Genomic DNA, 23,001 nt, shown 5'->3' on the forward strand with positions numbered 1-23,001 from the left:
TTATCGTCTCCCGAATTTACGGAATAGATAGTAGATAGCCGCGCAGACAGCCAGAATGATGACAATTCCGATCCACCCCCACAGGACGGAGGATTTGACGGTGATGCGCAGGTCAGCGGAAGAGCTCTTGTTGGCGGAGGAGGCAGTCAGACTGACGACGTAATCCCCGGCTAATGATTTATCGCTTGATTTGATCAGCGCCGTTACCTGCTTGCTCTCTCCCGGGGCTACTGAATTGATCGTGGAAGGCTCAAAGGAGACTTCCCAGCCTGAAGGCGCGTTGGACGAGAAGGAAATATCCTGCAGTTCAGCCGATCCGGTATTGTTGACGACAAAATTCAGCTTACGCTCCGAGCCAGCCTTAATATCAGCGCTCAGCCGATCATTCGTAGTGGTGAATTGCATATTGTACGTTCCGGTGATGACAGCTTCCAGGGTAGCATCTACGCTAGATTCCCCACTTGACGCCATGATCGGGATTTTGTAGGAGCCTGCCTTGACCTGCTCGGACGGCTTCACTTGAATGGAGATCGTCTTATCCTGATTCGGCTCGATTTCGACCGAGGTCACACTATTAGAATCCGCATTGAAGCGCACATCCCAGCCAGGCTCCGCCTGCGCACTCAGCGCGTAGGTCTGCTTCTGGGAGGTACGGTTTTTCAGCACGGCGCTATAAGTAAATGTAGAATCAGAATGTCCTTCCATATTCGCCTGATCGACCGATAATTCCGATTTAAAAGTCCCTTGCTCCGAGATATTAATCACAAGCGGAAGAGTCGTATCATCGGCGTGCAGCTTGAAATTATAGCGTCCCTTGTTGATCTTGAGCGGGACTTCAATTTGCAGATTGAAGCTCTGGGTTTCGCCGCCTTTTACGGCTAGGCGGGAAATTTCTCTTCCTCCGGCAGACATATTGTATTTCCAATCAGCAGAGGCCGGGTCGAGCGATAGAGTGGCGGAAGCTGTAGAAGAGCCGTGATTGACGACGTCGATCGAATACGAGACCGATTCACCAGGTGCGGCGGACCACTCCAGATAAGGCGTATAGAGTTCAAGCGAGCCTGCTGCTGAAGCGTGACCCTGACCCGTATAGATGATGCCAACCAATACACTAAGCATCAACAGCAGTATCCCTGCTGCTTTTCGAACAGATCGAAGCATGTGAATCCTCCTCATTATTTTTTGTTCTGAACAGCCGATCGGGTAATATTGGAATGCTTGCTAGCAGTCCGATAGCGATGGGCCCCTCGCTACTTATGACCCCCTTAATCGTTGCCGTCATTAGTGGTACGCACGAGGGAAGGATTTGGATTTATCGATTTCAAAATATTTTTAGGGGTTTTCAAAAGCAGAGCTTTTTGATAAAACGGGAGGTAAGAGGAGAAGAGGAGAACAATTGCGGGAGGGAAGGGGCATGGACCTGCAGAATGAAGAGATGTCCAAGCGACTGCTCGACATGTGCGAAGGTTCAGTGGAGGCTTTTGACGAGTTTTACGGTTATTATTCTCCCTTTGTGATGCAGGTAGCTGTCCGCATGCTTGGCGAGCGGATGGAGGCGGAGGATATCTGTCATGAGGTGTTCCTGGAGGTGCTGCGCCGGGGGAAGCAATATGATGCTTGCCGGGGGTCGATCAAGGCCTGGCTGGCCGTCATGACGAGGAGCCGCTGTCTCGATCGGCTCAGGCGAAGTCAGCGAATTCAGTATGTCGAGGAGGATCAGCTGGATCCGGCCGAAGAGTCACAGGAGGAGATCGTGATCTCCCGATTGGAGCGGGAGGCGCTGCGAGCGGCTGTATATACGCTGCCGGATGCTCAGAAGAAGGCGATCATCGGCTCCTATTATGCTTACCAGACGCAGCGGCAAATGTCCGAGGCCTGGAATGTGCCGATCGGGACCGTGAAATCCTGGGTCCGTTACGGAATCAGCAACCTGCGTAAGCAGCTGGAGCGGCAGGGCTGGGCAGGTACGGCGGAAAGGAGGGAGCAGCGGCATGAATAAGCGAATTCATCATAGAGACATAAGAACAAACCTTCAGCATCAATGCCAGCAAGGCTATTCGGAAGAAGCCTGGATCGATTTCCTGCTCGGCGAGAAAGGGGAGGCTGTGCGCGCGGAGATGAGCAGTCATCTGCAGCTGTGTGCTGCTTGTCAGCATGTATATAAACAGTGGGAAGAGCTGCTGCTGGTGCAAGACGCATCCCATGCATACCCTGCATATCCTGCACCCCCTACACCCCCTGTGCATTCCGTTCACCATGTGCGCCCTGCTGAGTACCCCGCTGTCGAAGCGCCATCCGTATCCGCCGAGGAGCCGACTTTGGTGGACCCCATATTGCGGCCTTCCAAGTCGATCCAGAGAAGGTTAAGATCCAGAGTCCGCTGGATCGGAATCTGGCAGACCATGAAGCAGTTCATCTCGGTTCGACGCAGGCTGGTTATGTCACTGGGGGCTGCACTTGTACTGCTACTGGCAGTCGGCGGAATCTGGCATACGACCCGGGCAGGGACGGGATGGGATCATTATGTAAGGGCCTATGAGCCACAGGCGATCCAGGTGATGTCGAATCCGGAGAGTCAGTTCTATCCGGTCAGCCTGGGCCAGCTTGAGCCTGAGTCGGCGGCCATGTGGTACAATGCCAGCTCAGGGGAAATGCTGATGCTGGTGGGCGGCTTGATCCCACGGGAGGATCAAGTGGTCCGGGTATGGGCGATCCGGGAAGGCAGCCGGGATGATTTGGGCGTGCTTCAATACCATGCTTATCGGGCTCACCTGTACGTTAGAGGCTGGGAGCTGGATCAAGCTGATATCCTGCTATCGATCGAGCCGAAGGACGGTCCGTTTGATTTCTCTCAAGTGGAGACGATCTCCTTCGGTGCGCCTGGGCGCTAGGGTAACTTTTAGGGCAACTTTAACGAAACTACAGATCGCTATTTTCGCAAAAACAAGGGCTTTCCGAATCTAACGAAACACCATAACGTTATTCGCAGGGAATCGAGCCTAAAACCCTCTATTTCCCCGAAATAGCAATCCCCTGTTTCGTTACAATTTGGAACAGCTCTTTTTGATGCCAATAACGCTGTCCAGTTTCGTTAGAATCTGCAGATGGCTGATCATTGCAATAACGGTGCTGCGTTCGCTAGACTGATATAATAGAAAATATAGCAGATTCGTAGAATCAGAGAGGAGGCATCGCGGATGGATCAGCTTGTATTCCTGGGAACGGGCGATGCTATGGGAGTACCGAGGGTATACTGTGATTGCCGAGTGTGCAATGAGGCGAGAAGCAGCGGGGAGAACCGGAGATATCGCTCTGCGGTAGCGGTAGAATGCGGAGATCATAGGCAATTCATGATCGACTGCGGACCGGATTTCCGGGCGAGTATGGAACGGCGTGGTCAGAGATTTATAGAGCATATTGTCATTACACATGCCCATTTTGATCATATCGGCGGACTGCCGGAATGGGCGGATGCTTGCCGCTGGTTAGGCAGAAGAGGGCAGATGTACGCTCCACGCGAGGTCGTGGACATCCTTCTGCGCCAATATCCCTGGCTGGAGCGGAATCTTGATATTCATCTGCTGGATGATGGGATTACGTTAACCGGCTGGAGTATACATGGCTGGAAGGTGAACCATGGCAAGAACGGTTATTCCTATGCTTACCGCTTCAGCAAGCAAGGATACAACTGGGCATATTGCCCCGATTCGATCGGCTTGCCACCTGAACAGAGGCGGCCACTGAACGGCCTTGATCTATTGATTCTTGGGACAAGCTTCTATAAGGAGCTAGCCGAATATTCCACCCGATCCGTCTACGATGTGACTGAAGCGCTGGAGCTGCTGCAGGAGGTTCAGCCGAAGCGCACGGTATTTACGCATATGTCGCATGATATCGATCTCGCCCGGGATTATGGCCTGTCGGAGCGCGTGTCGTTTGCTAGAACAGGGATGGCAGTTTCTCTAAGATAGATGGTGATATTACGCTCAAAAAAAGCCTCATTTTCCACAAAGGGTGGAATTTGAGGCCCTTTTTATTTAGCATGGCTGGAGTATGCTCGTTATGTTCACTGTGGTTGCAGCACGAACTTGTCGATGACCGCCTTGACTCCATCCTCATTATTACTAAGCGTCACGTAATCGGCAATCTCCTTCAGCGCCGGAATGGCATTGCCCATGGCTACACCAAGCCCCGCCGCCTCTAGCATTTCATGGTCATTCCATGAATCACCGATGGCGATCGTCTCCGCTAATTCGCAGCCAAAATGCGCAGCCAGAAACTTCAGGGCATGTCCCTTCGTCCCCTCCTGATGTGTGATCTCCAGGAAGTTCGGCTTCGATTTTGTGATATGCACCTCCGCGCCGAGCAGTTCGCGCAGCTGGGGAGCTATTTTATCCAAATAATCCGGTTCATCAATAATGAGCATCTTCGGTGTCGGTTGGCTAGCCAGCTTAAGGAAATCCGGCTCCACATAGTATTTCGTCCGGTTCAGATTGGTGTAATCGATCAGCTTCTGATTCTCTTCCCGGGCATAGAGCTTGTCGTCTATATAGGTCTGCAAATGCAAATGATGCTCGGCGCAGAATTCGAAGGTCTTGCGGATCGCTTCTGCCGGTACGTATCGTTCATATAGAACCTTCTCGTCGAGAAGATTTTTGACTAAAGATCCTTGGTAGGTAATAATCGGAACATTCAGTCCTGTCTGACGGGCAATCGCCTGTGCTGAAGAATAGGCGCGTCCGGTGGCCAGGGTCACGATGACTCCTGCGGCGATCGCTTGCTCAAGCGCTTGCTGGGTAGCTGGGGTAACTTCTTTGTTGTCGTTGATCAGAGTATCGTCGATGTCGATGGCAATCAGCTTGTACATAGTCCCTCTCCTTTGATGAATTCTCTATCTATCGATAGCATGACTACCTCTATTGTACCCTCCAGCGCGCAAAATTCAATTTCAACATGAATAGCGGGAGATTTTAGCAGATCATTATGTAAGCTGTCCCGCACCCTGGGACAAGGGGGGACAGTTTTAATACGGTATAGCTCTCTAGCAGCACTCATTCTTCGTCATAAGCAGGGATGATTTCACGGATTCGATCAAGCGGAATCTTCACCCGGAGGAATACTGAACCCCTGCAAATACGCAGCACGAGACAACGATTATTAACATGCAGAATAACCCCTTCCACCTCGCGCCCATCTCTTAACACGATGATAACATCGCGGTTTAATAGACGCCTGGCTCGATCGTACATAGAAATTCGCCTTCTGTAGCTCATAGGATCGTTCACCTCTTTCATTTGAGATAATGCATCATATGAGACTCTATTGAATTTTGATAGGGCTAATAGATTGCGATAAGAAAAATATAGAAAAGCCCGGGGCAAGAGAACTGTAAATCAGTTCTCCACTCCAGGCGATGGAAGGGATAAGGCGTGTTATGTTAACTGATATTAATCTTCCAGGAAGACCAGGCCGATGAAATCATCCTTGTCTATATTTCCAAAATAATGCTTCACATCGATGTCCGCCAGTGCTTCTCGAACGGTGCTCTCCTCGTAGCGGATTCCTCTCAGCTTGTCCTCGATATCCGCAACATCGCCGACGCCGAAGAAGTCCCCATAGATTTTGATATTGCGAATATGGCCTTCTTCGATGTCCATACGCAGGTCGATAATGCCTACTGGGAATTTCTTGGCATGCTTCACGTTGCTGGCTGGAGACTGGCCGTAGTTCCAATCCCAGTTCTTATAACGCTGCTGCGAAATTTCGTTGATTTTTGACCAGTCGGCTTCGGTCAGTTTGTATTGCGGCACTTGATCCGCTTCCATTCCGAATATATGACGCAGCAATTCAGCGCGGAACTCTTCGATGGTCATCTTCTGATCCATGAAGTCGCTGATGTTAGCGACACGGCTTCGCACCGATTTGGTGCTCTTGGATTTGAATTTCTCCGGATTGGCCTTCAAGGAGGCTTGGACATTATCCAGAACAGAGTTGAACATCAGTGTGCCGTGGCTGAACATCCGACCGCGCGTGGAGAACTGGGCGTTGCCGGATATTTTCTGTTCACCGACCTGCAGATCATTGCGGCCTGACAGCTCGGCATTAACGCCAAGGGATCTCAGCGCCTCGACAACAGGCTGGGTGAATTTGCGAAAATTGTGGAATGAATCGCCGTCATCTTTTGTAATGAAACTGAAGTTCAGATTGCCCAGGTCGTGGTACACCGCACCCCCACCCGATAACCGGCGGACAACTTGGACTCCGTTCTCTTTGCAATACTCCTGGTTAATCTCTTCAATTGTATTCTGATGCTTCCCGATAATAATGGACGGGGCATTGATATAAAACAACAAATAGCTATCATCCTCAAGCGGAAGATGCCGTAATGTATATTCTTCGATTGCCAGGTTAACCGATGGATCTGTAATTCCTTGATTGTCAATAAACAGCATATGCTTCAGCCTCCAGTACCTATGAGTTTTGATTCTGTGTATATTCCATTATCTATTGTAAACCAATTATTAGGTAAACCAAAGCGCCGCCGTTATTTGTTCATGAAAAATGCATGTAAGGGGATTGGGCAGCAGGTATAGTGCGTTAAATGGGGTGGCAAGAGGATGGAGGGGGGCATGCGAAGATGACCGTTGCTTCTGTGCCTGCTGGTGCTCTTGTTCGTGCTCTCGTTCGTGCTTGTACTTGTGCTGATGCTGATGCCCATGTCCGTACTGTGCTCGTGTGTAAGTGTAAATCATACACTTATTTTCTCGAATGATCGGTGGCCCCCTCCTTTGGAAGCATTTTGTACACTTAAAATTACTTATTTTCGGATAAATCAGTGGAAAGTGGATTTTTAAGTGCAGGTTCTGCAACTAAAGTGGCGGGTGGAGTGGATTTGTGACTTTTTAGTTGTATGTTCTGCAATTAGACAGCCTTGAGGATTAGAGGGAACTGGGGTGGTTGGCCGGTTGGCTGGTTGGGGATGACTCCACCAGGTCATCGTTTTGGCGGCGATGTGCACCATCAACTTACAGATGTCGTATCTAAACGCTCATCTGCCAAAATTTATGCTGACTCACTAACATAAGTGCTTATGTGCAACTATTCGGCATCTTCATGCTCGGTTTAGAGGGGATAGCTGCTTTTCTGCAACTAAATTGCTGGAATCTCGTTGGATCGGGGCTAAAATAGGGAAATAGTTGTGTGAGCGCAGTTATTTTCTCATTTCAGGCGGAATGGGCGGGAATAGTTGTATTTTTGCAGTTAGTATGAAATTCAAGGTACATCCAGCGTGTTGGAACAGGGGGAATGATCCGTTGTTGATCGTATTTGTGGTTGACGATTGACGGGAGCTGAAGCATATCGCCATAATGGGAATAATCGTGCTATTGGAGTTGAACTGAGAGGTAGAGGAGATACATTATGTTACTTGAAGTATATGGACATGGCGGGGACTTGCAGACCGCTTCGGAACGATATGGAATTTCGCCGGGGCAGATGACGGATTTGAGTGCGAATATCAATCCGTTAGGACCGCCGCCGGGTTTAATAGATAAATTGCGAGCCGCCATGCCGGAAATTGTAAAATACCCTGATCCGGGCCATCGCCGCTTCATATCGCGGTTAAGTGAGCGTTATGCGCTTGAAGCGGATCATTTTATCATCGGCAATGGGGCTGCGGAGAATATGGCACTGGCGCTGCTCGCGCTGTCTCCTGCCAGAGTGGGGATCATTGAGCCCTGTTTCTCAGAGTATAGGACCCTCGCCGAGCAGTTTGGCGCGACGGTCAGCTCGGTATATGGCACTGCGGAACGGGCGTTCAGGGCAGATCCCGGGGATATTGAACGCTTGATTGAGGAGACGGAGCTAGTATTTCTGGGACAGCCTAACAATCCAAACGGCGTGCAATACCCTTTGGATGAGCTGCACAGGTTTGCGCAGACGGCTGAGCGCTGCGGGACTTATCTGGTCGTGGATGAAGCCTTTGTAGATTTCATCCCCGAGGCGAAGAGGCAGACATTGCTGCCCGTGCTCGGGCAATATAAGCACTTGATTCTGATCCGTTCGATGACGAAATTTTATGCGATTCCGGGGCTGCGGCTTGGTTTCGCGCTCGCCGCTCCAGAACTTGTGGCAAGGATGCGCAGCAAGCAGGTGACCTGGAGTGTTAATGCGCTGGCTCTGATTGCCGGAGAGATCTGCTTGCAGGGAGATGAAGTCTATGAGCAGGCGACGATCTCATTAATTACGGAGCAGCGTGAGCTGCTGCATACTGGACTACATCAGCTCGGTTGTCAGACTTGGCCGGGAGAGGCGAACTTCATGCTGGTTCGTCTACCGGAAGGCTGGACGGCAGCTGCTGTACAGACAGAGCTTGGAAGACGCGGGGTGTTGGTGCGAAGCTGTGCGATGTATCCGGGCCTGGGTGAACGTGATATCCGCATTGCTGTCAAAGGGCAGGCTGAGCGTGAGAAATTGCTGACGGAATTGACTGCAGTGCTTGGAGGGAAGACAGAATGACTACGCCATTATTACCGTTTCTGAACGGAGCGGATCAAGGACTCTATGAATCCGAAGCTTGGCAGGGCCTTAAATTGTTCAAAGCAGAGCGTCACTTGCTGCTGAAGCCGCCAGCGCTATTGGATGGGATTAGCAGTGCTGTCTATGGAGGCGGTATGGGCAAGCTGCGCCAAATGGTTAACATCTACGTAGACAAGCATTATCGCTGTGATGATCCGGAGAGGGATATTCGCGGGTTGCTGCAGGAATGGAGCCTGCCGGAGCAGGAGACCGCGGGGCTACTGACCGCTGTGAGGCTGCGTTACGCAGCGGTGGCGGAGGAGCGGAGCAGTGACTACGCGGTGTTCTGCTGCGCGACGGCAGGCGCCTCGAATGCGGCACGGGCGGGAGTCCGGCGGACGACCTTTCCGGCCAGCTGGACGCCGGGCACGATCAACCTCATGTTGGTCGTGGACGGCAGGATGACCGCCGCAGCGATGGTGAACGCCGTCATAACGGCGACGGAGGCCAAGACTGCGGCGCTGCAGGACCTCGGCGTGCTCGATGCCGAGACTGGCCTGGCGGCCACCGGCACCACGACGGACGCGGTCGTGCTTGGCGCCAGCCAGCGAGCCGAATGGCCGCTGCTGCATGCCTACGCGGGGACCGCGACCGATCTGGGCGGCACGGTGGGCCGCCTGGTGTACGCCGCCGTGAGCGAATCGCTGCGCGCTGCGGCAGCGGGTGAGCGCCGATGATGGCGGCGTGGTGGGTGTTGCCGGCGGCGTATGCCCTCGACCGGCTGCTCGGCGATCCGAGATGGCTTCCCCACCCGGTCATCGGGATGGGGAAGGCGATCGCCGCAGTCGAGGCGCTGCTGCGCCGCCTGTGCAAGCCCCGCCACTACCGGGCGGCGGGGCTGCTGCTGCCGCTGACTGTTGTCGGCGGCAGCTTCGTCTTGACCTGGGCCGTGCTGTATTTGCTGGCCCAGGTCAGCCCGTGGCTGTCCGCAGCCGCGGAGGCGATCGTCATCTGGACGACGATCGCTTACAGGGGCCTGCGGGACGCGGGGATGGAGGTGTGCGCCCAGCTGCGCAAGGGCGACCTCCCGGCTGCACGACGATCGCTCAGCATGATCGTCGGCCGCGACACGGAGCATCTCGACGAGTCGGAGATAGCTCGCGGCGCCGTGGAGACGGTCGCCGAGAACATCGTCGATGCCATCGTGTCGCCGCTCTTCTTCGCTCTCATCGGCGGAGCCCCGCTCGCGATCGCGTACCGGGCCGTGAATACGCTGGACTCTATGGTCGGTTACAAGAACGACCGCTATATCAATCTGGGCTGGGCCTCGGCCCGGCTGGATGATGCCGCCAATTTCATTCCGGCACGCCTTACGGCGCTGCTGCTATTTCTGGCGGCCTGGCTGTTGGGACTGGATGTCAAGGAAACGATCCGCGCTGTGCGGCGCGATGCACCGAAGCATCCCAGCCCCAACAGCGGCTACCCCGAGGCTGCCGTTGCCGGCGCGCTCGGCATTCAGCTCGGCGGGGAGAATTCCTATCATGGCGTCACATCCTTCCGCGCCCATATGGGGGAGAAGACCCGCGAGCTTAACAGAGAGGACATTCCTCGGACGGTGAGGCTGATGTTCTTCGTTACTAATACAGTGGTTTTGCTGGGAACGTTGATTACAGTATGGATGACCGGGGGTTGGCACTGGATCAGCTGAAGCTACTGCGGTTTCTCTCGTATCTTCGGTTTGGGTATAGGTAAGTAATAATAGTATAATCTCCCTATCGGGAAAGAAAGGTGGAGGAATTGTGGGATTCGAATTTGCTATAGAGCCTCTAAATTATATCGCCTTCGAGGATGAGGCGGAACAGATCGAGCAATGTAAGGAATGGGGACTATTGTCCGGGAAAGCTGCAAAAACAAAAACATACTTCTACAAAGGAAACGGGCTGAATATGTCCTGTAAGATCGTCGGTATGGTCGATAAAATTACTGCGGTCATCGAACTCGAGAACCAGCAATTGCACTGTATTCATCCTTCCTACTTGAAGGAGATGCAGGCAGCGAGCTATGGTCAGAGGTCTGCTGTGGAGGGGATTGTTACCCCTATTGACAATCCGGAGGATTCGATTCAGGATACCGATCCGGAGATAATTTCTTCTGGAGCCAAGGATGTGGAAGCGATCAAGGCTACATCTGAAGGCAAGCCAACTCAAGCGGACGAGCCCATCGTCGATATTTCTGATCCCGATTATGCGTCACAAGCACCGCAGGGCAAAGTGAAGGGAGCCAAGAAGCAGAAGCTGGAGCTGCCCGAAGGCAAGGTCAAAATGACGGCTACTGTGCAGGACTTTACGACGGTACCGAATCATTTTTCCGATAAAGACGATGAGGTCGTCATCTATGAGGCGGTTTCAGTTCTTGAGCCTGAGCTGGAAATCGGAGAAGCCTGGTCGAGCCATAGTGCCACCCTCAAAAAGTTCGAGCTCGCGGTCGGAGACACCATTACTTTTGAGGCCAAAATTATCGCCAAAAAGCTGACCAAGCACCCTGTCGCCTATAAAATCAACAACCCGGCCAAGATTCAAAAAGTAAACCCTTGATATATAACTCGTGAATTAGAGTAAAAGGCACTTGGGACGGGGGCGTTAGGCGTGAGGACCCTGTATCTAACTTCTAACGAAACTGCAGAGAGCTATTTACTCCAAAACAAGGCTAGTTCGAATCTAACGAAACACCATATCGTTATTTGGGCAAAAACGGGGCTTTAAGTGGCTATATTGACGGAATAAGCTTCCCCTGTTTCGTTACAGTTCCTATGGGCTGTTTTTGGCGTGATTAGCGATACCACGTTTCGTTAGAGTTGGCTACATAGCGGCGGGTTAGGTAAAAGCCTGCATAAATGCAGGCTTTTGGCGGGGTGGGAGCCTCTAAATTAGAAATTCCTGCGAAAATGCAGTTATTTTCCCAAATTTGGCCTGTTTTTAAGGAAATCGATGATAAAGCCTGCACTTTTGCAGGAATTTCGTAAAAAGTGGCCTGGTTGGGTAGTAAAGCCTGCAGATTTGCAGGTATTTCGTTTTCATGCCCGTTTTCAGGTGTCTAGGCCTATGGTCTATAGTGCTCAATGTTGCAATTACCTACTTTTTAGTAACTTTTTTCACATGCGTCACACCGAGAGAAGAAGTAAGAGTTAGATTAAGCACATACACCATACTCAAAAGAGAAGTTAGACTAACCACGTACGTTATACTCGAAGGGGAAGTTACACTAACCACATGCGCCTTATTCGATAAGAGGGAAAGTTGGTATAGGTTCAGAGTAGCTATTGCAAGAGAGAGGAGTGGGATCGGGTGCAAATTAAGATTGGGGTTATCGGGATAAGGCCTGTTGTGGATAAGCTGCTTAAGGTGATTAAGGGGTTTCCGACGTTTATGCCGGTGGTGAAGATTGTGCAGGAGGAAGGGGAGATTCCGGCAGCGGCGGAAGGGCTGATGGCGGAGGTAGAGGCGCTGATTCTGTTTGGGGCGCAGTCTCATCGTAAGGTGAAGGAGAAGGTCAATGTAGCGATTCCGGTACACTATGTTCCGCTGACGGGGGCGGGGCTGTATAGGGCGCTGTTTCGGGCTCAGCAGACGGGGCAACTGGAAGGTGGCATTTCCATCGATTCGTTGACGAAGACGATGGTTATGAATGCCCTGACGGATCTCGGAATCGAGCAGACGAAGGTCGTTCTCTACAATGGCCCTGCCTATGCGTCAGCGGACAAGCTGTTCGCCTTCCACCAGCAGCAGCTGAAGGCAGGAGCTTGCTCACTGGCGATTACCGGGGTAGAATCGGTCGCTCGCAGACTAACCGCCGCCGGAGCAGCCAATGAATGGCTGATTCCATCGGATCAGGATATGAGCGTGACGCTGGAGCGCGCCCTGTTGTCTACGGAATCGCGCCGTATTAAGGAATCGCAGATTGTAGTCGGCATGATCAAGGTCGATGAATTCGGGAAGCTGGTCATGAAGCGCACGAGTGAGCATGAGGTGCAGAAGCTGAAGCTCGATATCCACCGCATGGTCCTAGACTATGTCGAGTCCCTCGACGGTTATCTGACGTCGATTGGGGGCGATGAGTATCTGTTCTTCACGACGCGAGGTATCTTCGAAAGGGAGACCGGCGGTTATAAGACGATCCCGCTGGCCAAGGATGCCAGTCAATCCTTCGGCATCTCGCTGAGCTTCGGGGTTGGCTTCGGCACATCGGCTAATGAAGCGGGAACCAATGCCCGGGCCGCGCTGCGCAAATCGAGGGAAGCCGGGGGGAATACCTGCTTCATTATCCGTGAGGATCAGACGCTGATCGGGCCGCTGGAAATGTCTGATCCGATCCAGACCGTACTATCGCCCACATATACAGGGCTGATCAAAAGAGCCGAGGAGGCCGGAATGACAAGCGCTTATTTGAGTAAGCTGCTGTCTCATACGGCGAAATTTGGCAAATACGAATATACGGTGCATGAGCTCGCCGCCTTGCTCGAGATTACAGTGAGAAGCGCACATCGGCTGCTGCTACTCTGGATTGACAATGGGCTGGTGGATATCGTCGGGATGGAGAAGGTACCTAAGGGGCGGCCACGGCAAATTTACCGTTTCTCTTTTTTGAAGGAGAAGACGATGATGTAATCATTTTAGCTATTTAAAGACGATTTAAAGATTTGTCTTTATATGCATCCCCTCGTTATGATGGAGACAGATCCACAGATGAAAGGGGAAAATGCTGTGAAGACAATCGAAGAATTGGAAGCCAAGCTGGCAGAGCCTTCCGAGGCGTTGATCCAGGACTTATCTACCGTTACGGGAGATATCCTGATTCTTGGTGTAGGTGGAAAAATGGGGCCGAGCCTGGCTCGGCTGGCGCTAAATGCCGTACGCGAGGGCGGCCTGAACAAGCGAATTATCGGTGTATCGCGCTTCTCCAATGAAGAGGCCAGACGCGAGCTGGAGGAAGCAGGGATCGAGACGATTTCCTGTGATCTGTTGAATGATGATGAGCTGATGAAACTGCCGCACGCTGACAACATCATTTATATGGCGGGCAATAAATTTGGAACCACAGGCCGCGAGCATTTCACTTGGGGAATGAACACTTATTTGCCGGGCAGAGTGGCTGAAAAATATAAGGATTCGCGGATCGTCGTCTTCTCTTCGGGGAACATCTATCCATTTATGCCAGTCGGCAGTGGTGGCGCCAGCGAAGCGATCACACCGGAGCCAATCGGCGAATATGCCCAATCTACCCTGGGGCGCGAAAGAATCTTCGAATACCACTCGCACAAGAATGGAACGCCGATGCTGTTCTATCGCCTGAATTATGCGATCGATATGCGCTATGGCGTACTGCTGGAGATCGCCAAGTCTGTGAATGAGCAGCGGGCGATCAATCTGACGATGGGTCATGCCAATGTGATCTGGCAGGGGGATGCCAACCAGATGGCGCTGCGCTGCCTGACGGAATGCACGAATCCGCCTAGCATTATGAACATTACCGGGCCGGAGACGATGTCGATCCGCTGGGCCGCCGAGGAATTCGCCAAGCGACTCGGGAAGGAAGCGATCTTCGAAGGCACAGAAGCCGAGCTGGCGCTGCTCAACAATGCTTCGAAGTCTCATCAGCGCTTCGGTTATCCGGCGGTATCCTTGCTGCAAATGATCGATTGGCTGGCCGAATGGATCGAAGCAGGTGGAGCGACATGGAATAAGCCGACTCACTTCCAGGAAAGAAAGGGGAAATTCTAGTGGCTACTACAACACTTTCACCAGAATTGCTGAAAGCGCTACACGAGGGGCTGGTCATCCCTGCCCATCCTTTGGCGCTGGATGAGAATCGCCAATTAGATGAGAAGCATCAACGGGCCTTAACCCGTTATTATGCGGCTTCGGGAGCCGGAGGGATTGCGATCGGCGTTCACTCTACGCAATTTGAAATCCGCGATCCAGAGCATAATCTGTTCGAGCCTGTGCTCCGCATGGCTGCCGAAGAGATCGCCAAGGCCGATATAGATCATCCGTTCATTAAGGTGGCTGGCGTATGTGGACCTATAGCGCAGGCGTTGAATGAGACGAGGTTGGCGCAATCGCTGGGCTATGATGCTGTTCTGCTCAGCATGGGTGGACTGGTCGATTGGAGTGAAGCGGATATTCTGGATCGGACGAAGCAGGTGGCTGAGATCATGCCTGTAATCGGATTCTATTTGCAGCCATCTGTCGGCGGACGGATCTTCAGCTTCGAGTTCTGGTGCAAATTTGCAGAAATTCCGAATGTGGTCGCTATCAAAATGGCCCCGTTCAACCGCTATCAATCGATCGATGTGGCTCGTGCAGTATGCTATTCCAGCAGACGGGATGAAATCGCGTTATACACAGGCAATGATGACAATATCATTAACGATTTATTGACAACCTATCGCTTTGAAGTCGATGGGGAACTCGTAGAAAAGACCGTTGTCGGCGGCTTGCTGGGTCATTGGGCCGTCTGGACGAAGCAGGCGGTTGAATTATTGAACGAAATCAAGCTTGCCCGTGCCAACGGCGAAATTTCGAAGGAATGGCTGACGCGTAACGTGCAGGTGACGGATACGAACGCTGCATTCTTTGATCCGGCGCATCAGTTCGCGGGCTGTATCCCGGGCATCCATGAGGTGCTGCGCCGCCAGGGCTTGCTCAAGGGCATCTGGTGCCTGAATCCGGAGGAGAGCTTGTCCCCGGGACAGATGGAGGAAATTGATCGCGTATATCGGGAATACCCGCATTTACATGATGATGAGTTTGTGGCCGCCAATCTGGCCAAGTGGCTTGACGATAAATAAAAGAGGAGGGCTCAGGCATGCGTTTTAAGGATGTATTCTCGATTATAGGTCCGAGCATGGTGGGCCCCTCCAGCTCCCATACCGCTGGTGCGGTCAGGCTGGGAAGAACGGCCCGGCATGTACTCGGTGGGCAGCCGGAGCGAGCGGAGATCATCTTCTACGGCTCCTTCGCGACGACCTATCGTGGTCATGGAACAGATCTGGCGATCATCGCCGGACTGCTCGACTACGACACGGATGATCTGCGAATCAGGGAAGCCTTTGAACAGGCTGAGGAAGCCGGGATGAAGGTGCAGATTCGCTCTGCCCAGAAGGCCGGAGTCCATCCCAATACCGCAATGATGATTCTAGAGCGGGGAGATCAGAGGATCGTCGTCACAGGCAGCTCGATCGGCGGTGGTAATATTGAAATCGTCAGTATCGATGATTTCGATGTTAAATTTACGGCTATCTATCCGACCTTGCTGATCTTTCACGCCGACCGGCGCGGAATACTGGCGGAAATGACGGATATATTCAAGCATGCCGATGCCAATATCGGCTATATGGAGGTTGACCGGAAATCGAGAAGTGGCGATGCTCTGACGGTGATTGAGAGCGACGAGATGCTAGATAGCGAGTGTATGGATCGGATTGCCGAATTACCGGATGTTCACAGAGTTTGTTTTATTCATCTCACGGCCAAGGGGGATCGGGCATGAGGTTTACTAATTTGGAGCAATTGATTCAGCTATGTGAGAAGGAACAGGTTACGATCGGGCAGTTGATGGTGACAGAGCAGGCAGCCGAGGCAGGAAGAAGCACTCAGGAAGTCATCCAGCAGATGACCTCCTATTACGGGATTATGAAAGAAGCTGTTCTTAAAGGAATAGATAGTGAAATGCAGCCCCGCAGCGGATTAACTGGGGGTGACGCCCGGCGGGTTCATACTTATTTGCAGCAAGGCATGCCTTCACTGGGAGAGGTGGCCTGTACCGCAATGGCCTACGCTCTGGCGGTGTCTGAGGTGAACGCTTCGATGGGACGGATTATCGCCACCCCGACGGCAGGCTCCTGTGGTATTATACCAGGAGTGTTCGTCAGCTCGCAGGAGCGATTTGGCTGGAGTGATGAGCAGATGGTTCAGGGGCTGTTCAGCGCGGGAGCGATTGGCTACGTAATCGCTAATAACTCTTTCGTATCAGGGGCCGAAGGCGGATGTCAGGCTGAGGTAGGCTCGGCGATCGGCATGGCGGCTGGAGCTTTGGTGGAGCTACGCGGCGGGACGCCGGAGCAGGCAGTGCATGCAGTAGGATTGGCGCTGAAAAATACGCTGGGTCTGATTTGTGATCCGGTAGCCGGATTGGTAGAGATCCCTTGTATCGTCAGAAATGGCTTCGGCGCGGTTACGGCGATGGCTGCCGCAGATATGGCATTGGCCGGGATAAAGAGCGTCATACCGTCGGACGAGGTCATCGATGTGATGCTTGAGGTAGGCAGCGCCATGCCTGAGAAGCATCGCGAGACAGCGCTCGGCGGTCTTGCACAGACCCCAACAGGTAAGCGAATCATGAAGGAACTGTATGAGAAAGAGGAGGGATGAAGATGGACTTATCCTCATTAATTCAAGCGGGTAAGCAGCTTGAGGCGGAGCTGATCGCCTTTCGCAGGGATCTGCATCGTTATCCCGAGTTAAGCTTGCAGGAATCAGGGACGGCTGCGAAGGTAGCACAGCGGCTCAGCCAGCTCGGAATGGAGTATCGCAGCGGTGTCGGCGGCCATGGCATCGTGGCGGAGCTGAAGGGGGAGCAGCCAGGCCCGATGATTGCGCTGCGAGCGGATATGGATGCGCTACCGATTCATGAGGAATCGGGGCTGGATTTTGCTTCCGAGCGCCCAGGGCTGATGCACGCTTGTGGACATGATGCCCATACAGCTATTTTGCTGGGGGCAGCAGAGCTATTGGTTGGCCAAAAAATAAAGGGCAGCGTGCGCTTTCTATTCCAAGCGGCAGAGGAGATCAACGCCGGAGCAAAGGCGATGATTGAACAGGGTGCGCTCGATGGCGTCGCTGAAATCTATGGGCTGCATAATCTTCCGACACTCTCAGCGGGAATGACGGCTACGCGCTACGGTTCCTTGATGGGCTCGGTGGACCGGATCGAGATCCATCTGGAAGGCCGCGGCGGGCATGGCGCGATTCCGGATCAATCCATCGATCCGGTCGTATGTGCTGCGAATATCATAATGTCGCTGCAGAGCATCGTCAGCCGGGAGGTATCGCCCTTCGATCCCGTCGTCGTTACGATCGGCAGCATCAAATCGGGCGAAGCGAATAATGTTATTCCACATTACGCGGAGCTGACCGGAACGATCCGTACCTTCGATGCCAAGGTTCAGCAGCAGATGGCGGAGAGAATAGAACGGATCGTCCAGCAGATCGCCGCTGGGTATAAATGCAAGGCGACATTGAAATATATCGAGCAGACCCCTGTACTGATCAATCATGATGGTTGCAACCGTCATGTCGAGCAGGTGATGGATCGTATGATCGGCGCTGCACGCAGGATCGAAGCGCCGCCGACCTTGGCGGGTGAGGACTTCTCGGTCTATTTGCAGCATGTGCCGGGCTGCTTCTTCTGGTTAGGCTCAGGTCCTGCCGAGGATGCAAGCCATGCTTACGGACTTCATCATCCGAAGTATGAGTTGAATGAAGATTGTATTTCGCTTGGTGCAGCCTTGCTAGCAGCTATAGCATTACAGAGATTATCCGCGAACTAACCCTCAGTTTGAGAAAGGAGAGAGCAAGTAATGAAAGAATTAAATATAGGTATCGTAGGTACAGATTCCTCTCACTCTGTTGCATTCACCAGGCTGCTCAACGACCCGTCCGACGCGAATCACGTTCCGGGCGGGAAGGTTGTAGCAGCTTTTTTAGGCGGATCGGCAGATTTTGCGCTTAGTGCGGACCGGGTGCAGGGCTTCATGACGACGCTGGAGACGGAGTTTGGCGTACATAGAATGGATAGTCCTGAGGAAATCGCAGCGAGCTGTGACGCGATTTTGCTTACATCGGCGGACGGTCGGGTACATCTGGAGCAATTCAAGCGAATTGCACCTTATGGTAAGCCGGTCTTCATCGATAAGCCGCTGGCGCTAAGCAGTAAGGAAGCGAAGGAGTTCTTCTGCTTAGCCCGGGAGCATCAGCTTCCACTGATGAGCAGCTCAGCCTTGCGATATGCCCAGCAAATAACGGATGATCTGGCGCTCAGAGGCTCTGCATCTGTGATTCGTGCCGATGTCGGCGGGCCGCTCGATGTGGAACCGACGCAATCCTATTACTATTGGTACGGAATTCACTCGGTCGAGCTGCTGTACGGCATTATGGGCAGCGGCTGTGTGGAGGTAAATGTAACGAGCGCAGAAAAAGAAAAAGAAAAGGAAGAGGAAGAGCTCATATCAGCAGTATGGAGAGACGGACGGGTAGGAACGGTCAAGCTCAGCCGCCAGCCAGGAACTCCATTTACGGCGGAGATCCATCGGCAGGGGCGAACCTCAGCGATCGAGATCGATTTTGCCGCCAAGCCTTTCTATGCGAGTCTGCTCGAACAGATTATGGTGATGTTCCAGACCGGGGCTGCCCCGCTAGATGAGCAGGAAACGCTGGAGGTCATCCGCTTTGTTGAAGCTGCCGAAGAGAGTAGACTGGCGGGGAAGTCGGTTTGTCTGTAAGGAAATGGTATCGCTTACTAGTTATTTCTTTGCTTATTCGGAGGAGCGAATTTCGAATAATGCGGAAAAAGCAAAAAAACACAAGCGATCATATAGCATTTTCCACCACTTTAGCTTTTTCCACATGCCAAATTGCTTGATATATCAAGGATTTTACGACTTTTGATTATTTTTTGGAGCGAAAAAATAGGTTCGATGAAAACGCTTTATTTACGGAGTGTTAACCCCTATCCTACAATTTGAATTGTCCGATCCGGTAGACTCGGGCAACGTAAATCCATTCGAAAATCATCATTTATTACAAAGGGGAGGCAAACAAATGTCAAAGAGAATTCTCAGTATGGTGCTTGTCCTGATTATGGCAAGTACATTGCTCGCTGCATGTGGTTCAAGCGGCGGCAAAAATGGGAGCGCTTCAAACGGAGACAAGAATAACGGAGCCAGTAACGCTTCAAACAATGCAGTAGTGGAGGATACAAGTAATCAATACGGAGATACGGGCGGATTGAAGCTTCCGTTAGTCGATAAGCCGACAAAGCTTACTTGGATGGTGGTCAGTGATCTTCAGCTTAACGACAAGCTGATTGCCAAGGAAATCGAGAAGCGTACGGGGATTACCGTAGATTTCCAAAGCTATTCTTCAACAACATATCAAGATAAGCTGCGTTTGGTCGTGGCATCCGGTAAGCTGCCTGATATTTTCAACGGGCTTAGACCGGACGAACTGAAGAAAATCGGTCAGCAAAAAGCGGTAGTGGCGATTAATGATTATGTAGACATGCTGCCGAACTTCAAAAAGCTGTACATCGATGAGAATCCATGGGTCGTTAATTCATATGGGGATGAGAATGGCAAACTGTACACCTGGCCGATTTACAACATGAACCGTGATGTCAACCATGGGATGATGTACCGAAAGGATATTTTCGATAAGCATAACATTCCTGAGTGGACCAATACAGAAGAGTTCTATCAAGCGCTTAAGAAATTAAAAGAAATCTACCCGGACTCCTATCCGATGGCTTCCAAGACCAAGGGGGATATCTTCCGAGATCTTGCTTACGGCTGGGGAATCGGGGGCTTAACTTACCCTGTTTATTATGACGAAGCCGATAGTACCTGGAAATTCGCTGGCACACAGCCACAGTACAAAGATATGCTGGATTTCCTGAAAAAACTGTACAACGAAGGGGTGCTTGATCAGGAATTCCTGACTGATACGCCGGAGTCGTGGACAGCGAAGATGACGACCGATAAATCATTCGTTACTTGGGACTGGATCGGCCGTCTGGATCTGTTCTACAACCAAGTAAGTGCGGAAAACCCAGAGTATAATCTGCGCTACGGCAATCCGATCGGACCTACGGGCAATATCCGTACGCTGCCTAAGATCGATGCTGATTTCTCGATGGCGGTTTCCAATAATGATAATAAAGAAGCGGCACTTAAATTGCTCGACTATCTGACCAGTCCATCGGGCGCTGAGCTGATTACGCTTGGTGTAGAGGGGGTTAACTTCAACTTCGATGAGAATGGCAAGCCAGTATATCCAGAGCTGGCCGACCTTCCAAATGTGGATATCAAGGCGCTGGAAGACCATTATGGCATGTGGGTAGAAGGCATGTACCTGAACCCGGACCATCGCTCTGTATACTATAACTTCACGGAGAAGGAACAAGAGGCTCAGGATAAGATCCTGTCTGCCAACAAGTTTGAACCGCTCGATCCTGTGCTTAATCTAACCGAGGAAGAAACGGCGACGGTTGCTGAGCTGCAAACCTCGATTATCAAATCGATGGAAGAATTCAACGCCAAGTACATTCTGAACAAGAATTATGGCGACAAGGAATGGAATGACTGGCTGGGAACGGCCGAGAAGGCGGGCGCAAGTAAGTATGCCGATGTATACAATCAAGCCCAAAAACGCTATGACGCCAATAAATAAATAGACAACAGATAAATAAGGTGAGTGGCATGACGAGTTCAGGGTAATCTCCAGCTCGAAGTGCCATTCGCCAACATCCAGGAGGGAAGAAACGTGCCAAACCCTAACACGGAGAAGCTCCTTTCACTGAATAAGCCATCGCGCGGCTCCCGGTTCGCTACATCGCTCAGTTCAACATGGAATCATATCAAACGGGACAGACAGCTACTGGTTCTCTTTCTGCCGTGCCTTGTGTTTTATATTATTTTCCGGTACGGTCCGTTATTTGGATTAACGATCGCATTTAAGGACTACAACGTATTTCAAGGTATTTTTGGGAGCGAATGGGTCGGTTTTAAGCATTTTTCCAAATTTTTCTCAAGCGATGATTTCTTGCTTCTATTCAAAAATACGTTAACATTGGGCTTTTTCACCTTGATATTCGGATTTCCGATTCCGATTCTTTTGGCCATTTCGCTGAATGAGCTGCGGGTGAAGTGGTTAAAAAAATCGATTCAGACGCTTACTTATTTACCGGCATTTTTGTCGATCGTAATTATTTGCAGTATGGTCATCGACTTCTTGTCGCCTAGCACCGGTTTAATTAACAAGCTGATGGTTGCGCTCGGTTTTGAGAAAATTTATTTTATGATCGCGCCGGAGTGGTTCCGTACTATTTACGTCGCCTCGGACATTTGGGCTACCGCTGGTTATGACGCTATCATCTATCTCGCTGCGGTCGCCGGGATCAGCCCGACACTGTATGAAGCAGCCAGGGTGGACGGTTGCAGCAGATGGAAGAGTCTATGGAATATTACGCTGCCAAGCTTAATGCCGACGATTCTCATTATGTTCATTTTGAAGACAGGTAAAATGCTGCAGATCGGGTATGAGAAGGTACTGCTTCTCTACACGCCGACAACGTACGAAGTGGCGGATGTATTCTCTACTTACGTTTACAGAAAAGGTCTGATTGAATCCAATTACAGCTACGCGGCCGCGGTCGGCATGTTCGAGGCATTAATCGCCATGATTATGCTGCTGTCCGCCAACTTCATAAGTAAAAAGGCAGGAGGTAGGGGGCTATGGTAGGAGAATCAAAATTTAATCTGTTCGGAGTCATCAACGCCCTGCTCCTGATCTGCGTTGGAATGATTACCGTCTATCCGATCATTTATATTTTCTCGATCTCGATCAGTGATACGGCTGCCGTGGTTCAGGGTAAAATCACTTTATTTCCTAAAGGAATTAACTTCGATGCTTACTTGGATGTTCTAAAAGACAAACGGATACCGAGAGCGTATCTGAATACGATTTTTTATACCAGCTTCGGTACTTTTATTAACTTAGCTTTAACTGCGATTGCGGCATATCCGCTGTCCCGTCCTAATTTCATTTGGCGCAAATACTGGATGTTCGGTATCGTATTAACGATGTTCCTCAATCCGGGGATCATTCCGAACTATCTGATTGTACAAGGGCTGGGTCTTACGGATACGGTGTGGGCGCTCGTGATTCCGAATGCGATCTGGACGATGGAGCTGATCATTCTGAAGAGCTTCTATGAGGGCATGTCGGATCAGGTCCGTGAAGCGGCGCTTATCGATGGTGCTTCTGAATATCGAATTCTGTTCAATATCGTGATTCCGCTATCTAAGCCAGCGCTGGCATCGATCGCCCTTTTCTACTTCATGGGGCATTGGAACAGCTACTTCCTGCCGATGATCTACTTGAATGATGCCACCTTGTATCCGCTTCAAGTGGTGCTTCGGGATATGCTTATCTTTGATGAAGGGAACCGCTCGAGCCTGGTCGATGCGGCAGCACTTGCGCCGCAGGCGAAGAAGAATGCCACGATCGTCCTGTCGATGATCCCTGTCTTGATGATCTATCCATTTGCTCAGAAATATTTTGCTTCGGGTGTTATGATCGGTGCCGAGAAGGGATGAGTCGATTCATGTATAATTAATTGGATAAACGACCAGGAGAAAGGATGACTATG

21 protein-coding genes are annotated in these 23,001 nt (G+C 51.5%); 17 read left to right on the top strand and 4 right to left on the bottom strand.

The features are described 5' to 3' along the window. Positions 1–1,161, bottom strand: a complete 1,161-nt coding sequence (locus tag BFJ94_RS00505) for a COG1470 family protein (protein ID WP_120460186.1) — start codon at positions 1,159–1,161, stop codon at positions 1–3. 253 nt (positions 1,162–1,414) lie between these two features. Here BFJ94_RS00505 and BFJ94_RS00510 point away from each other — a divergent pair, with 253 nt between their 5' ends. From BFJ94_RS00510 to BFJ94_RS00520, 3 genes are all read left to right on the top strand, one after another. Further along, complete coding sequence (locus BFJ94_RS00510) at positions 1,415–1,999, top strand: RNA polymerase sigma factor (RefSeq protein ID WP_120460188.1); 585 nt, start codon at positions 1,415–1,417, stop codon at positions 1,997–1,999. After that, positions 1,992–2,891, top strand: a complete 900-nt coding sequence (locus BFJ94_RS00515; protein ID WP_120460190.1) for an anti-sigma factor domain-containing protein — start codon at positions 1,992–1,994, stop codon at positions 2,889–2,891. Before BFJ94_RS00510 ends, BFJ94_RS00515 begins: the two co-directional genes overlap by 8 nt. 306 nt (positions 2,892–3,197) lie before the next feature. Continuing rightward, complete coding sequence (locus BFJ94_RS00520) at positions 3,198–3,971, top strand: MBL fold metallo-hydrolase (protein WP_120460192.1); 774 nt, start codon at positions 3,198–3,200, stop codon at positions 3,969–3,971. Positions 3,972–4,066: 95 nt separating this feature from the next. Here BFJ94_RS00520 and BFJ94_RS00525 read toward each other — a convergent pair whose 3' ends face one another. From BFJ94_RS00525 to lplA, 3 genes are all read right to left on the bottom strand, one after another. Next, positions 4,067–4,867, bottom strand: a complete 801-nt coding sequence (locus BFJ94_RS00525) for a Cof-type HAD-IIB family hydrolase (protein ID WP_120460194.1) — start codon at positions 4,865–4,867, stop codon at positions 4,067–4,069. 184 nt (positions 4,868–5,051) lie between these two features. After that, positions 5,052–5,273 carry a hypothetical protein gene (locus tag BFJ94_RS00530; protein ID WP_162944095.1) on the bottom strand — a complete coding sequence of 74 codons (222 nt, stop codon included), beginning with the start codon at positions 5,271–5,273 and terminating at the stop codon, positions 5,052–5,054. Between the two features lie 174 nt (positions 5,274–5,447). After that, positions 5,448–6,452, bottom strand: a complete 1,005-nt coding sequence (gene lplA, locus BFJ94_RS00535) for a lipoate--protein ligase (RefSeq protein WP_120460198.1) — start codon at positions 6,450–6,452, stop codon at positions 5,448–5,450. A 967-nt stretch (positions 6,453–7,419) separates the two neighbouring features. Between lplA and cobD the strand changes: the two genes are divergently transcribed. From cobD to BFJ94_RS00610, 14 genes are all read left to right on the top strand, one after another. Continuing rightward, positions 7,420–8,517, top strand: a complete 1,098-nt coding sequence (gene cobD, locus BFJ94_RS00545) for a threonine-phosphate decarboxylase CobD (protein ID WP_120460201.1) — start codon at positions 7,420–7,422, stop codon at positions 8,515–8,517. After that, positions 8,514–9,254, top strand: a complete 741-nt coding sequence (locus BFJ94_RS00550) for an adenosylcobinamide amidohydrolase (protein ID WP_120460203.1) — start codon at positions 8,514–8,516, stop codon at positions 9,252–9,254. The genes cobD and BFJ94_RS00550 overlap by 4 nt, the downstream gene beginning before the upstream one ends. Then, positions 9,254–10,225, top strand: coding sequence for an adenosylcobinamide-phosphate synthase CbiB (cbiB, locus tag BFJ94_RS00555; RefSeq protein ID WP_120460205.1), 972 nt, complete (start codon positions 9,254–9,256; stop codon positions 10,223–10,225). The genes BFJ94_RS00550 and cbiB overlap by 1 nt, the downstream gene beginning before the upstream one ends. 91 nt (positions 10,226–10,316) lie before the next feature. Then, a complete protein-coding gene (locus BFJ94_RS00560; protein ID WP_120460207.1) occupies positions 10,317–11,111 on the top strand; it encodes a hypothetical protein in 795 nt (264 codons plus the stop codon). Between the two features lie 750 nt (positions 11,112–11,861). Further along, positions 11,862–13,181 (top strand): GGDEF domain-containing protein, encoded by a 1,320-nt coding sequence (locus BFJ94_RS00565; RefSeq protein WP_120460209.1) that lies wholly within the window; start codon positions 11,862–11,864, stop codon positions 13,179–13,181. Positions 13,182–13,277: 96 nt separating this feature from the next. Further along, on the top strand, positions 13,278–14,294 hold the full coding sequence (locus BFJ94_RS00570) for an NAD-dependent epimerase/dehydratase family protein (protein ID WP_120465026.1): 1,017 nt from the start codon (positions 13,278–13,280) through the stop codon (positions 14,292–14,294). Then, positions 14,294–15,364, top strand: coding sequence for a dihydrodipicolinate synthase family protein (locus BFJ94_RS00575; RefSeq protein ID WP_120460211.1), 1,071 nt, complete (start codon positions 14,294–14,296; stop codon positions 15,362–15,364). The genes BFJ94_RS00570 and BFJ94_RS00575 overlap by 1 nt, the downstream gene beginning before the upstream one ends. Positions 15,365–15,381: 17 nt before the next feature. Beyond that, entirely contained in the window at positions 15,382–16,065 is a 684-nt protein-coding gene (sdaAB, locus tag BFJ94_RS00580) for an L-serine ammonia-lyase, iron-sulfur-dependent subunit beta (RefSeq protein ID WP_120460212.1), read from the top strand. Next, positions 16,062–16,946 (top strand): L-serine ammonia-lyase, iron-sulfur-dependent, subunit alpha, encoded by an 885-nt coding sequence (gene sdaAA / locus BFJ94_RS00585; RefSeq protein WP_120460214.1) that lies wholly within the window; start codon positions 16,062–16,064, stop codon positions 16,944–16,946. Before sdaAB ends, sdaAA begins: the two co-directional genes overlap by 4 nt. Positions 16,947–16,948: 2 nt before the next feature. Beyond that, positions 16,949–18,124: a M20 metallopeptidase family protein gene (locus tag BFJ94_RS00590; protein WP_229716804.1), complete on the top strand. Its 1,176-nt coding sequence runs from the start codon at positions 16,949–16,951 to the stop codon at positions 18,122–18,124. A gap of 30 nt (positions 18,125–18,154) precedes the next feature. Beyond that, positions 18,155–19,075, top strand: coding sequence for a Gfo/Idh/MocA family protein (locus tag BFJ94_RS00595; RefSeq protein WP_120460219.1), 921 nt, complete (start codon positions 18,155–18,157; stop codon positions 19,073–19,075). Positions 19,076–19,394: 319 nt separating this feature from the next. Next, complete coding sequence (locus BFJ94_RS00600) at positions 19,395–21,020, top strand: extracellular solute-binding protein (RefSeq protein WP_120460221.1); 1,626 nt, start codon at positions 19,395–19,397, stop codon at positions 21,018–21,020. 126 nt (positions 21,021–21,146) lie between these two features. Then, positions 21,147–22,091 (top strand): ABC transporter permease, encoded by a 945-nt coding sequence (locus BFJ94_RS00605; protein WP_120465027.1) that lies wholly within the window; start codon positions 21,147–21,149, stop codon positions 22,089–22,091. Continuing rightward, positions 22,085–22,948 (top strand): carbohydrate ABC transporter permease, encoded by an 864-nt coding sequence (locus tag BFJ94_RS00610; RefSeq protein WP_120460223.1) that lies wholly within the window; start codon positions 22,085–22,087, stop codon positions 22,946–22,948. The genes BFJ94_RS00605 and BFJ94_RS00610 overlap by 7 nt, the downstream gene beginning before the upstream one ends. The last annotated feature ends 53 nt before the right edge of the window (positions 22,949–23,001 follow it).

It is taken from the genome of Paenibacillus aceti (assembly GCF_003614185.1).
Classification (GTDB): Bacteria; Bacillota; Bacilli; order Paenibacillales; family Paenibacillaceae; genus Fontibacillus; species Fontibacillus aceti.